Genomic DNA, 12,912 nt, shown 5'->3' on the forward strand with positions numbered 1-12,912 from the left:
GTGTTGAGGCCCAGCTGGTTGCGACCGGTGGCGCTGATGATGCCCATGGTCACCGTCTGGCCGACCCCGAACGGGTTACCGATGGCCAGGGCGACATCGCCGATGCGGATGCCGTCGGAACGCCCGATGGTGATGGCCGGAACGTTCTTCAGATCGATCTTGAGCACTGCCAGGTCCGTCTCCGGATCACTGCCGATCACCCGGGCGAGGGTTTCACGTCCGTCCTTGAGCGCCACCACGATCTGGTCGGCACCTGCGGTCACGTGGTTGTTGGTGAGCAGGTAGCCTTCCGGGCTCATGATCACCGCCGAGCCCAGGCTCGATTCCCAGCGCCGCTGCTTGGGCAGGTTGTCGCCGAAGAAGCGGCGGAACTGCGGATCTTCGAACAGCGGGTGAGCGCCCTTGTTGACCGCTTTGGTGGTGTAGAGATTCGCCACGGCGGGGGCGGCAATGGCCACGGCGTCGGCGTAGGACACCGGACCCTGGATGACGCTGGCGCTTTGCGGCGCCTGCTGCAGGTTGACGTCCTGGCTGGGCAGGCCCACCCATTGCGGAAAGCGCAGGATAACCAGCAGGGCGATCAATATACCGGTCAACAGCGGCCAACCAAAGAAGCGCAAGGCCTTGAACATGGGGACAATCCTGGAAGGTAGCGAGGGGCTGTTTCTTCGAGGCGCGGGAGCGCCATAATGGCCGGCATTATACGGGCGCTCGCGCCGCGCTGAACTGCCTTTGTGGAGACTTTTATGGCTGTGGCACTGAACACGTTGGTCGAAGAAGCCGACCGTTATCTGGGCAGCGCGAAGATCCAGGATTACTGTCCCAATGGTTTGCAGGTGGAAGGGCGCCCGCAGGTCATGCGTATCATCAGTGGGGTCACGGCAAGCCAGGCGTTGCTCGATGCCGCGGTGGAAGTCAAGGCCGATCTGGTGCTGGTGCATCATGGCTATTTCTGGAAGGGCGAGAACCCCTGCGTGGTCGGCATGAAACAGCGACGTCTGAAGACGTTGCTCAGACACGACATCAGCCTGTTGGCCTATCACCTGCCTTTGGATGTGCACGCCGAAGTGGGCAACAACGTGCAGCTGGCGCGGCAGCTGGAGCTCACGGTGGAAGGTCCGCTGGACCCGGCCGACAGCCGCGTGGTGGGGCTGATCGGCTCATTGCCCGAACCGATGCACCCGCGCGACTTCGCTCGCCGCGTGCAGGAAGTGCTGGGCCGTGAGCCGTTGCTGATCGAAGGCAGCGAAAAGATCCGGCGCGTGGGCTGGTGCACCGGTGGCGGGCAGGGCTACATCGACCGTGCGATTGCGGCCGGTGTCGACCTGTACATCAGTGGCGAGGCGTCCGAGCAGACTTTTCACAGCGCGCGCGAGAACGACATCAGCTTCATCGCCGCCGGGCATCATGCCACCGAACGCTATGGGGTCCAGGCGCTGGGCGATTACCTGGCACGGCGCTTTGCGCTCGAGCATGTGTTCATCGACTGCCCCAATCCCATCTGATAGGTGGACCGTAGTGCCGATTCGCGGGCAGAGACCCGCTCCCACATTGTGACCGCGAGGGGGGGGGGAAGCCATGCCAGAACCTCCAAACCACAAGGCATATTGATATACCCCTTCGATCTAACCACCTCCCACGACCCACCCATACGCCGTGTTAAAGTGCCCGGCTCGAACACGGCCCGCAGGCCGTCCATAAAGACTGTATTCCGTGAGTAGCCATGGTCGACAAACTGACGCATCTGAAACAGCTGGAGGCGGAAAGCATCCACATCATTCGTGAGGTGGCCGCTGAGTTCGATAACCCGGTGATGTTGTACTCCATCGGCAAAGACTCGGCCGTGATGCTGCATCTGGCGCGCAAGGCCTTCTTCCCCGGCAAGCTGCCGTTCCCGGTGATGCACGTCGACACCCAGTGGAAGTTCCAGGAAATGTACAAGTTCCGCGATCGCATGGTCGAGGAACTGGGCCTGGACCTGTTGGTGCACGTCAATCCCGAAGGCGTGGCGCAGGGCATCAACCCCTTCACCCACGGCAGCTCCAAGCACACCGACATCATGAAGACCCAGGGCCTGAAACAGGCGCTGGACAAGCACGGCTTCGACGCCGCCTTTGGGGGTGCGCGCCGCGACGAAGAGAAGTCGCGGGCCAAGGAGCGGGTCTATTCGTTCCGCGACAGCAAGCACCGCTGGGATCCGAAGAACCAGCGTCCGGAGCTGTGGAACGTCTACAACGGCAAGGTCAACAAGGGCGAATCGATCCGTGTGTTCCCTCTGTCGAACTGGACCGAGCTCGACATCTGGCAGTACATCTACCTGGAAGGCATCCCGATCGTGCCGCTGTACTTCGCTGCCGAACGCGAAGTGATCGAGAAGAACGGCACGCTGATCATGATCGATGACGACCGCATCCTCGAGCACCTCAGTGAGGAAGAGAAGGCCAGCATCGTCAAGAAGAAAGTGCGTTTCCGTACCCTTGGCTGCTACCCGTTGACGGGCGCGGTGGAGTCCGAGGCCGAAAGCCTCACCGACATCATTCAGGAAATGCTCCTGACGCGAACGTCCGAGCGCCAGGGCCGGGTCATCGATCACGATGGCGCCGGTTCCATGGAAGACAAGAAACGTCAGGGCTACTTCTAAAGCAGGGTCAGAACATGTCGCACCAATCCGAATTGATCAGCGAGGACATCCTCGCCTACCTGGCCCAGCACGAACGCAAGGAACTGCTGCGCTTCCTTACCTGCGGCAACGTCGACGACGGCAAGAGCACCCTGATCGGGCGCCTGTTGCACGATTCCAAGATGATCTACGAAGATCACCTGGAAGCCATCACTCGCGACTCGAAGAAATCCGGCACCACGGGTGAAGAAGTCGACCTGGCGCTCCTGGTCGACGGCCTGCAGGCCGAGCGCGAGCAGGGCATCACCATCGATGTCGCCTACCGCTATTTCTCCACGGCCAAGCGCAAGTTCATCATCGCCGACACCCCGGGCCATGAGCAGTACACGCGCAACATGGCCACCGGCGCGTCCACCTGCGACCTGGCGATCATCCTCGTCGATGCCCGCTACGGCGTGCAGACCCAGACCCGCCGGCACAGCTACATCGCGTCCCTGCTGGGCATCAAGCACATCGTTGTGGCCATCAACAAGATGGACCTCAAGGGCTTCGATGAAGGTGTGTTCGAGCAGATCAAGGCCGACTACCTCAAGTTCGCCGAAGCCATCGGCCTGCAGCCGATCACACTGGCCTTCGTGCCGATGTCGGCGCTCAAGGGCGACAACGTGGTCAACCGCAGCGAGCAATCGCCGTGGTACACCGGGCAGACCCTGATGGAGATTCTGGAAACCGTGGAAGTGGCGGCCGATCGCAACTTCGACGACCTGCGTTTCCCGGTTCAGTACGTCAACCGACCGAACCTGAACTTCCGCGGCTTCGCCGGCACTTTGGCCAGCGGTATCGTGCACAAGGGCGACGAAGTGGTGGTGTTGCCTTCGGGCAAGAGCAGCCGGGTCAAATCCATCGTCACCTTCGAGGGTGAGCTGGAACACGCCGGTCCCGGCCAGGCCGTGACCCTGACCATGGAAGACGAGATCGACATCTCCCGTGGCGACCTGCTGGTGCATGCCGCCAACGTGCCGACCGTCTCCGACAGCTTCGAAGCCATGCTGGTGTGGATGGCCGAAGAGCCGATGCTGCCGGGCAAGAAGTACGACATCAAGCGCGCTACTAGCTACGTGCCGGGTTCGATCGCCAGCATCGTGCACAAGGTCGATGTTAACACCCTGGCCGAAGGCCCGGCCAGTGCGCTGCAGCTCAACGAGATCGGCAAGGTCAAGGTGTCGCTGGACAGCGCCATCGCTCTGGACGGTTACGACAGCAACCGCACCACCGGCGCGTTCATCATCATCGACCGCCTGACCAATGGCACCGTCGGCGCCGGCATGATCATCGCACCGGCAGCCGCCACCCAGGGCGGCAAGTCCCACGGTCGTTCCGCTCATGTAACCACCGAGGAACGCGCCCAGCGCTTCGGCCAGCAACCGGCTACCGTGCTGTTCAGCGGTCTGTCGGGCGCGGGCAAGAGCACCCTGGCCTATGCCGTCGAGCGCAAGCTGTTCGACATGGGCCGCGCAGTGTTCGTGCTCGATGGCCAGAACCTGCGGCATGACCTGAACAAAGGTCTGCCACAGGACCGCGCCGGACGTACCGAAAACTGGCGTCGTGCCGCTCACGTGGCGCGCCAGTTCAACGAAGCAGGGCTGGTGACCCTGGCCGCCTTCGTGGCGCCTGATGCAGCTGGCCGTGAGCAGGCGCGTGACCTGATCGGCGCCGATCGGCTGCTGACCGTCTACGTCCAGGCCTCGCCGCTGGTGTGCCGCGAACGCGACCCGCAGGGTCTGTACGCTGCGGATCAGGACAACATCCCGGGCGAGTCTTTCCCCTACGATGTGCCGTTGAATGCCGATCTGGTGATCGACACCCAGGCCTCGTCCGTCGAGGAAGGCGTCAAGCAAGTCCTGGATCTGCTGCGTAGCCGCGGCGCGATCTAAGCGTTGCGAAGCGTCAAAGGACCCTGCTTCGGCGGGGTCTTTTGTTTACGGTGACTAACTGTCTACCACCGGGCAGGGCGCTGAACGGTGCCTGATGCGCTTTCATACATTCTTGAAGGCGCCAGCCCCCGTGACCCATCTTCTTTCCCTGAGCGGTGAAATCGCTCGATCCGCCCCCATGGCCAGCAGTGTCAGCAAGCGTTTCGCCAGCCGCCCCTCGTTGCGCGATGTCGCGCTGCAGGTCCTGAAAACACAGTTCGCCGTCCAGTACCCGAAGTTGGATGTGGATTTTTCCCATGTTCATCTGTTCGAGCCCATCGGCCCAACGAGCGCGGCATCGTTCGCTGGGTATCGCAAGCTGCTGCTGGTCGATGCTCTGGTCGACCGCTTTCTGCATGATGAAAACATCATTCTCGTTCAGGGCTACCACTTTCTCACTGCACAGGCAGGCGCCGAAAACCCGAGCGCGCTGGCCGTGGACATGACTCAGGTGCAGGGCATCGTCAACGAGTGGGGCCCGCAGATACTGCAAGCCTACAGCGAAGCGTTGTGTACTTACTGGGACGCGACCGAGTCGGCAGGAGGCAATCGCTGGCAATGGCTGGGCAGCGCGCTGCAGTCCAGGCTCCAGCACAGCATTGAACGCGAGCAGACGGCAGGTCGCCTGAGCAACGACCAAGGCGCTACTGCCATGCTGCTGGTCACGATGCCAGGCGCCCGTCAGCGCGCGCTGTACGCTGCAGACACCATCGAAGCGAGCCTGGTCAGTGTCCAAGCCATGGGCGTGCCGTTGCAGCGCCACGCCGAACTCACCCACGCCTTGATCATCCGCCGGCGGGTCGGCAGCCAGGGCGGCGAAGTGTTGCTGATGTACACCCCGGTCAACGGGCTTGAGAGCTTCCCGACCTTACAGGCGATGGCCGATGCATTCGCCATGCACCTGGGGCATGCGGTCACCGGCCCGGCGCTGGAGCTGGCGCTGTATTCGCCCACGGGCAACATCTTCGAGGCGCAGGCCCAGGCCATTCTGGAGCAACAACTCGAAGCGGTGCAGACACTGGGGACTTATTGCCGAACCAATGGCCTCGGGGCAGGGGCTCTGGAGCGGGGCACCGAGCATGTGACATGCCTGTTCGATATCGACAGCGCCGAAGAGCGCGCTCGCCTGCAAGCCGTGCAGGCGGGTTTGCCAGCATGGCTGACGAAGGCCGATGACGCGCAACGCCGAGAGTTCTCGTTGTACCTGGCAACGTTGGCCACCTTGCGCGAACAGCAGCAACAGGCATCGTTTCTGGACGGCATCCCCACCATCACCGACTTTGCCGAACAAGCGCTGATCAGACAGATCGCCCTGGACCATCCGCATGCAATGCTCGGCGCTGTCGATGACATCGAAGTGCATATCCTGACGGTGCCGAACGCGCAGTTGAGCATCGTCAATGCCGGTGACATGACCTTGGAGGATCATGTCATCAGCCTTGTGGACCTTGCTCTTTACAACCTCTCGGGCCGACCTCAGGGGCGCTTGCTGATCCAGCCCAAGGCGGGTGTCACGCTGCCTGCCTGGGTCGACGAGACCAGTATCCAGGCCTTGGTCACCAGGACCGACGCCGCAGGCGGCTACCTGGCGTTGCTCAAGGAGAAACTGCTGCAGAACCCCGGCGAGTCCACTCGGCGCCAAGGCTTGTTCGCCAGTCAGTTACAGTGCCAATTACCCATGTTGGCATTGGAAAACAGCATCCGCGGGCTGTGCGGGTTCACCCGCTTGGGTTGGAAGTACGTAGCCGGAATCATGGAGGCTGCAGGCAACGCTGAAATCGAAGGCATCAGTGTGGGCATTCAGGCGCTCGGCATACTGCCCGGGGCGGACATGAAGGTCGACAGGGTCTGCAACATGTATGTCATCGCCGCCACCGACGGTTCCGGTCTGCAGGTGCTGTACCGCCCGCTCATGCAGCCGACGTTGATCCAATACTCGGACCGCGCGGCTCTGTTCGAGGCCATCGCCGAGGAGGGCGAGGTGCAGCGTAGCGTGCTCGACTGGCTCGATGCCCCGGCCCGTGCCCGATACGCCAACGGTGGCTTTCATCAGCCGCACCTGGTGCGGTTCGGCCAAGGTTCGGACTATGCGCCGCTCAGCGTTCCTGTTGCAGCCACCTTGAAGGGCATCGCCCTGGGTGGCGATGTATTGGCCGAGCTGTACCAGGGCAGCGCGAATGCCCTGATCACGGTGGCTGATCGGCAGTCGATTTCCAGTGAGGAAAGCCGCTGGATCGGTTATCGCGCGCTGGGCTGGACCGTGTTCAACGCGCTCTTGCCCGTTCTTTCGGGACCCTTGGCCACCGCCGGCTGGCTGATCCAGGCCATGGCCGCGAGCAACGTCACGCTGGTCGCGCAGGCCAGCGGCGACAAGACTGCGGCAGATGATCAACTGGTGGACCTGCTCTTCAACATTGCGTTGGTATTGCTGATTCATACCTCCGAGCGGGCCATGGCGATCCGCGAGTTTCGCCAGCCGGTACTGCCCGTACCTGCAAAGGCGGTGGTGACGACGCAGTTATCACTGACACCGGTGCAGGCCTTCGACGCCAACGCGCACCTGAGTTTTTCCTGGGCGCGTGCCCAGCACCGGCTCAGCCCCGAGGATGCCACTGCGTTGGCCAGCTACCGCGTTGCTGCTCCGCAGCCGATGCCCGAGCCCCTGCCACATGGTGCGTTGCGCGGTTTGTACCTGGATGGTGAGCGCTGGCTGTTGCCACTGGAGGGGCATTTCTATCAGGTCATGGTCGATGATGGGCGGGTGCGCATCATCGATGCCGCTCGCCCGCAGACACCGGGGCCCTGGGTGGAGCGCGATGAAGTCGGGCGCTGGCGTCTGGATCTGCACCTGCGTCTACGCGGCGGTGGACCCAAGCGCAGCATTGCGGCACTGCGGGCAGCCAATCGACAGCGGATGCAGGCCTGTGACCAGCAGATCATTGAATTCAATCAGAAGCGCTCGTCTTTGCACGAACAGGTCAACGCGGTATTGCGCAAGGTCAACCGTGCCTTCGAGGCCAAGGACAGCGAACGCCTCAGAGGGCTGCGCAATGCCCTGAGCGAGGCGACCGGCAATTATCTGGCCGCGTTGCGCCAGGTACTTGCGGTCAGTCTGGAGCTCAACCAGCTCGAGCCCTACGGCAACCGTGCCAAGGAGCAGGCCAGCCTGCTGTTCCAATTGTGTGAGGTGGGCCAGGAAGAGGTCATCAACCTGCGCTACAAAAGTCTGGATTATCGCGACAGGGCCGATGACATCAGTGCGCTTCTGGACGGCTCAGACATGAGCGAGCAGCAGTCTCGACTGTTTTTCGATTATGTCAGCGACAGTATCGATATCCTCGACAAGCAGGTTCAACTGAGCAAAGAACTCACCCAGTGGAAAGAGCAGCTGCGGCGCATGCCGATCGAAGGCGCGACAGCACTGGAGAAACTGGCCGCAAACTGGATCGAGGCCTTGTCGATCCGACGCTGGATCGGCCTGCTGGTGGATGGCCTGGCGCTGACCAGCATCCGCCATATCGCCACCTCGCAAGTGGCTGATCGGATGATGGACTCGGTGGCCGAGCCGGTTCGCCTGGCGGCGCAGACCCATGCCGCACTGGAAGAAACCGCCGAATACTCCCTCAACGATCGGGTCGAATTGCTCAACAGTCTGGACCTGCAATATGAGGCTGCCCAGCAATCCCTGGCGTTCTATACCAATGAGCATGGCGAGCAGTTGCACGAGCCTGCGCGTCTGCGCCTGGCCGGCCTGATTCAGGAATTGCGCGACAGTGCCCAGGCCGCGCTGGTGCCGCTGATCCGCGAACAGTTCAAGATGACCCGCAAGCAGCGCCAGCAGGCGCGTCACAAGAACATCTTCGTGACCCGTCACAGAGGGCTGGTGGTCGGGCAGCGTCGGACCAAGGTTGCCGTCACCGATCGCGACATCGTCGACGTGATCGACCCCATCGAAAAGAAAGTTCTGGCCTCGTTTGGCAAGGATCCGGCACAGGCTGATTGGGAGGCGCTGAAAACACCCGAGGTGGCGCGTCCACGACCGGCAGGCCGCTCGCTGAACGCGGCGATCCGGCGTGGCAACCAGCTGTTGCACGGTGCCGACCAGCAGACCCGTACGGCCTGGAAGGAAGCGCAAAAGCCCTATCTGCCGGTGGAAGTCGAGGATCGGCTACGGCTGTATGCACAGCAGTTGAATGACGCGGCCGATGCCGTCGAACAGCAACTGACCCGCGACAATGAGGTGGACGAGGCCACCAGTCAGCAGACATCAGCCCATGGCCGCGCACAGCTGTTTCGTGACAAGGCCGCCGAGTTGAACGAAGAGGGGCGCCTGATCCACATCCACATGGTCAAATGGCAGCCCCCGGCGGCGGCCCGGGTTGACTATCTGTACCGTCAGGGTGCAGCACGGATCAGCCGCGTGGGGGCTCGCAGCAAGCTCAAGCGCTCGCCCGGCTATCTGGAGGAATACCTGGTGGCCGACACGGCGGGAAAACCCTTGTGGTACGCCCACTTTCACTACGCGCATCCACGCGGCCCTCGTGATGCCTACACCGCGGCACACTTGAAAACCGTGGATCAACGCTTCGACGGATTCGAGAAGCAAAAGACCGACGAAGCAACCCACGGCAAATGGATCGGGATACTGCGCAGCGAAATCGCGCCGCCTTACGATGAAGTGTACCTAGCGCTCTGAGCCTGGCGCTCGGCCCATCGTTGGTCGGGGCATGAAAAAAAACGGGGCCTGATGATTCAGGCCCCGTTTTGTTTTTGCCGCATTCTTCACACTGATCGAACGGGCCGCCTTACTTGCGCTTCAGGCCGTATTGCTCGTCCAGCATGCCAGGCGAGTTCGCTGCCTTGGGCGCATAGTCGCGAGGTGGCTCGGCATCGCGCGGCGGTGTCAGGCGCTCGCGGTGGGGCTGCGGCGCGTCCGAATGCAGGGCGGCGAGCAGGCGCTGGCGAGTGAGTTCGTCCAGGGCCAGACGGTCGGCGCCTTCGGCCAGGTGGTCCTGCACTTCCTGATAGCTCTGGGTCAGTTTCTTGACCAGGATCGCGGTGCTGTTGAAATGGGTGACCACCTCGTTCTGGTAGGTATCGAAACGTTCCTGGATATCATCGAGCTGACGCTGTGTGCCATTGGGTACGGCACGGGGTGCCAGGCGCGCGACGGCAAAACCGATGACCACACCGACCACCAGGGCCAGGGTTGGCAACAACCAAACTAAGAGCGAGAGTTCCACGAGTCCTTCCTCTATAAACGGCTTTGCTTTACGTTAACGGCTCGGACCTGCGCTGTATACCGCGCACGTGCGCAATTTCACAGGCCAGAATCTTCCAGCTAGACGAGTCGACCCCTGTTGGGGTCACGGAGTTCACCCCTTGCTCATCCGCGAAACCGCAGTTTTCATCGACGGCCCGCAGGGCCCACTCGAAGCGTTGTACCTCGACACCGCCGATGCTACGGGCATCGCCTTGATCTGCCACCCCAATCCGGTACAGGGCGGGACCATGCTCAACAAGGTGGTGTCCACCTTGCAACGCACCGCTCGCGATGCCGGCATGCTGACGCTGCGCTTCAACTACCGCGGCGTCGGCGCCAGCGCCGGAAGCCATGACATGGGCAGCGGCGAAGTCGACGATGCCTGGGCCGTGGCCCGCTGGCTTCGAGCGAAACACCCCGAACTGCCGCTGACGATTCTGGGCTTTTCCTTCGGCGGTTTCGTGGCAGCCACCCTGGCTGGCCGCCTGGAGGCTGAAGGCGAAGCGGTGCAGCAGTTGTTCATGGTCGCTCCAGCGGTGATGCGGCTAACCGAGCGCTTGCCGCAGCAGGCCACGTTGACCGTGATCCAGCCGGATGCCGACGAAGTGGTCGATCCACAGCTCGTCTACGACTGGTCCGACAAGCTCGAGCGCCCCCACGAGCTGCTGAAAGTGGCAGAATGCGGGCACTTTTTCCACGGCAAGCTGACCGACCTCAAGGATCTGCTGCTGCCGCGTCTTTCGAACTGATGCCCGTCCACGGCTCCTGAACAAGAATCGACCCATGACCACTCGTATCCTGACCGGTATCACCACCACTGGCACGCCTCACCTTGGCAACTATGCCGGCGCCATCCGCCCGGCGATTGTTGCCAGTCGCCAGAGTGACGCTGACTCGTTCTATTTCCTGGCCGATTACCATGCCCTGATCAAATGCGATGACCCGCTGCGTATCCAGCGCTCGCGTCTGGAAATCGCGGCCACCTGGCTGGCGTCGGGTCTGGATGTGGAGCGGGTGACGTTCTATCGGCAGTCCGATATCCCGGAAATCCCGGAACTGACCTGGCTGCTGACCTGCGTGGCCGCCAAGGGCCTGCTCAACCGCGCCCATGCCTACAAGGCGTCGGTGGACAAGAACGTCGAAACCGGTGAGGACCCCGATGCCGGCATCTCCATGGGCCTGTACAGCTATCCGGTGCTGATGGCCGCCGACATCCTGATGTTCAATGCGCACAAGGTGCCGGTCGGCCGCGACCAGATCCAGCACGTGGAGATGGCCCGCGACATCGGCCAGCGCTTCAACCACCTGTTCGGCAAGGGCCGCGAGTTCTTCGTCATGCCCGAGGCGTTGATCGAGGAAAGCGTCGCCACCTTGCCCGGCCTGGACGGGCGCAAGATGTCCAAGAGCTACGACAACACCATCCCGTTGTTCACCAGCGCCAAGGACATGAAAGACGCCATCTCGCGCATCGTCACCGACTCGCGCGCGCCGGGCGAAGCTAAGGACCCGGACAATTCGCACCTGTTCACCCTGTTCCAGGCCTTCGCCACACCCGAGCAGAGCGCCGAGTTCCATGCCGCGCTGCGCGAAGGCCTGGGTTGGGGCGAGGCCAAGGCGCGCCTGTTCAACCTGCTCGATGCCGAGCTGGGTGAAGCCCGCGAGCGTTATCACCACTTCATCGAGCGCCCGGCGGAACTGGAAGACATCCTTCTGGCCGGCGCCGCCAAAGCGCGAGCCGTTGCTACGCCGTTCCTGGGTGAGCTCCGCGAGGCGGTAGGGCTGCGCTCCTTCCGCGAGCAGGTGCAGGTGACCACGGCAGGCAAGAAGAAAGCCGCCAAGGCTGCACGCTTCGTCAGCTTCCGTGACGACGACGGCAGCTTCCGCTTCCGTCTGCTCGACGCCAGCGGCGAGCAACTGCTGCTGTCGCGCAGCTTCGTCGACGGCAAGGCGGCCGGGCAGGTCAGCAAGCAATTGCAGCAGGGCGGTGAACTGGACATCCGCAGCGATGCCGAAAGCTTCACGCTGTGGCTGGACGACACCTGCGTGGCCGATGGCCCGACGTTCACCACGACAGAGGCCCGCGATACCGCCATTCAGGCGTTGCGCAAGGCACTGCAGCCCCAAGGGGAGTGATGCGACACCCTGTCGCAAAGCTCATTGCCATTATCCTGGGCCGTCGCTACAGTGACGGCCCGTTTTTGTTGCCTTGCTAACGAATATGACGCCCCTAGAACGATACCAAGCCGATCTCAAACGTCCCGAATTCTTCCACGACGCCGCCCAGGAAAATGCCGTCCGCCACCTGCAGCGTCTGTACGACGATCTGGTCGCCGCCGGGCACAGCAAACCTGGCGTGTTCGGCAAGCTGTTCGGCAAGAAGGAACCCAAGCTGGTCAAGGGGATTTACTTCTGGGGCGGCGTCGGCCGCGGCAAGACCTACCTGGTCGACACCTTCTTCGACGCCTTGCCGTTCGAGCAGAAAGTGCGTACGCACTTCCACCGCTTCATGAAGCGCGTGCACGAGGAACTGAAAACCCTCAAGGACGTGAAGAACCCACTGACGGTGATCGCCAAGCGGTTCTCCGACGAGGCTCGGGTGATCTGCTTCGACGAATTCTTCGTTTCGGACATCACCGACGCGATGATCCTGGGCACCTTGATGGAAGAGCTGTTCAAGAACGGCGTGACGCTGGTGGCGACCTCCAACATCGTGCCCGACGGCCTGTACAAGGACGGTCTGCAGCGAGCGCGCTTCCTGCCAGCGATCGCGCTGATCAAGGAGCACACCGAGATCGTCAACGTCGACAGCGGCGTCGACTATCGCCTGCGTCACCTGGAGCAGGCCGAGCTGTTCCACTCGCCGCTCAACGAAGCCGCCCAGGCGAGCATGCGCGAAAGCTTCAAGGCGCTGACCCACAACAGCACCAAGGTGGTCGAGAACGACCCCCTGATGATCGAGAATCGCGAGATCCGCGCGCTGCGCACCTGTGATGATGTGGCCTGGTTCGAATTCCGCGAGCTGTGCGACGGCCCACGCAGCCAGAACGACTACATCG

Annotated in this window: 9 protein-coding genes; 7 read left to right on the top strand and 2 right to left on the bottom strand. The window is 62.4% G+C overall.

Translation table 11 applies throughout. The annotated features are described in order from the left end of the window. The coding region (locus tag B2V21_RS21100; RefSeq protein ID WP_286917939.1) for a trypsin-like peptidase domain-containing protein at positions 1-632 on the bottom strand (632 nt) is incomplete at its 3' end. Positions 633-746: 114 nt separating this feature from the next. On the opposite strand from B2V21_RS21100, the gene B2V21_RS21105 reads away from it, so the two are divergent. The 4 genes from B2V21_RS21105 to B2V21_RS21120 all read left to right on the top strand — a co-directional run bounded on the left by B2V21_RS21105 (position 747) and on the right by B2V21_RS21120 (position 9,289). Continuing rightward, a complete protein-coding gene (locus B2V21_RS21105; protein WP_286917940.1) occupies positions 747-1,505 on the top strand; it encodes a Nif3-like dinuclear metal center hexameric protein in 759 nt (252 codons plus the stop codon). A gap of 218 nt (positions 1,506-1,723) precedes the next feature. Continuing rightward, positions 1,724-2,641 carry a sulfate adenylyltransferase subunit CysD gene (gene cysD, locus B2V21_RS21110; protein ID WP_056845033.1) on the top strand — a complete coding sequence of 306 codons (918 nt, stop codon included), beginning with the start codon at positions 1,724-1,726 and terminating at the stop codon, positions 2,639-2,641. Positions 2,642-2,655: 14 nt separating this feature from the next. Continuing rightward, entirely contained in the window at positions 2,656-4,554 is a 1,899-nt protein-coding gene (gene cysN, locus B2V21_RS21115; RefSeq protein WP_286917941.1) for a sulfate adenylyltransferase subunit CysN, read from the top strand. Positions 4,555-4,684: 130 nt separating this feature from the next. Next, positions 4,685-9,289, top strand: coding sequence for a hypothetical protein (locus tag B2V21_RS21120; RefSeq protein ID WP_286917942.1), 4,605 nt, complete (start codon positions 4,685-4,687; stop codon positions 9,287-9,289). A gap of 109 nt (positions 9,290-9,398) precedes the next feature. Here B2V21_RS21120 and B2V21_RS21125 read toward each other — a convergent pair whose 3' ends face one another. After that, entirely contained in the window at positions 9,399-9,836 is a 438-nt protein-coding gene (locus B2V21_RS21125; RefSeq protein WP_049860598.1) for a YhcB family protein, read from the bottom strand. Positions 9,837-9,975: 139 nt separating this feature from the next. Here B2V21_RS21125 and B2V21_RS21130 point away from each other — a divergent pair, with 139 nt between their 5' ends. The 3 genes from B2V21_RS21130 to zapE form a co-directional block, all read left to right on the top strand. Next, positions 9,976-10,605 (top strand): alpha/beta hydrolase, encoded by a 630-nt coding sequence (locus B2V21_RS21130; RefSeq protein WP_049860599.1) that lies wholly within the window; start codon positions 9,976-9,978, stop codon positions 10,603-10,605. Positions 10,606-10,639: 34 nt separating this feature from the next. After that, positions 10,640-11,989: a tryptophan--tRNA ligase gene (locus B2V21_RS21135; RefSeq protein WP_286917943.1), complete on the top strand. Its 1,350-nt coding sequence runs from the start codon at positions 10,640-10,642 to the stop codon at positions 11,987-11,989. An 85-nt stretch (positions 11,990-12,074) separates the two neighbouring features. Then, on the top strand, positions 12,075-12,912 hold an 838-nt coding region (gene zapE / locus B2V21_RS21140; protein WP_286917944.1), incomplete at its 3' end, for a cell division protein ZapE.

It is taken from the genome of Pseudomonas sp. UBA6276 (assembly GCF_002438365.1).
Taxonomy (GTDB): Bacteria; Pseudomonadota; Gammaproteobacteria; order Pseudomonadales; family Pseudomonadaceae; genus Aquipseudomonas; species Aquipseudomonas coleopterorum.

What these genes read in the sequence shown, in the direction of transcription:
- B2V21_RS21105 (WP_286917940.1), top strand. Translation starts at nt 747, where the DNA reads ATGGCTGTGGCACTGAACACGTTGGTCGAAGAAGCCGACCGTTATCTG.
- cysD (WP_056845033.1), top strand. Translation starts at nt 1,724, where the DNA reads ATGGTCGACAAACTGACGCATCTGAAACAGCTGGAGGCGGAAAGCATC.
- B2V21_RS21135 (WP_286917943.1), top strand. Translation starts at nt 10,640, where the DNA reads ATGACCACTCGTATCCTGACCGGTATCACCACCACTGGCACGCCTCAC.
- cysN (WP_286917941.1), top strand. Translation starts at nt 2,656, where the DNA reads ATGTCGCACCAATCCGAATTGATCAGCGAGGACATCCTCGCCTACCTG.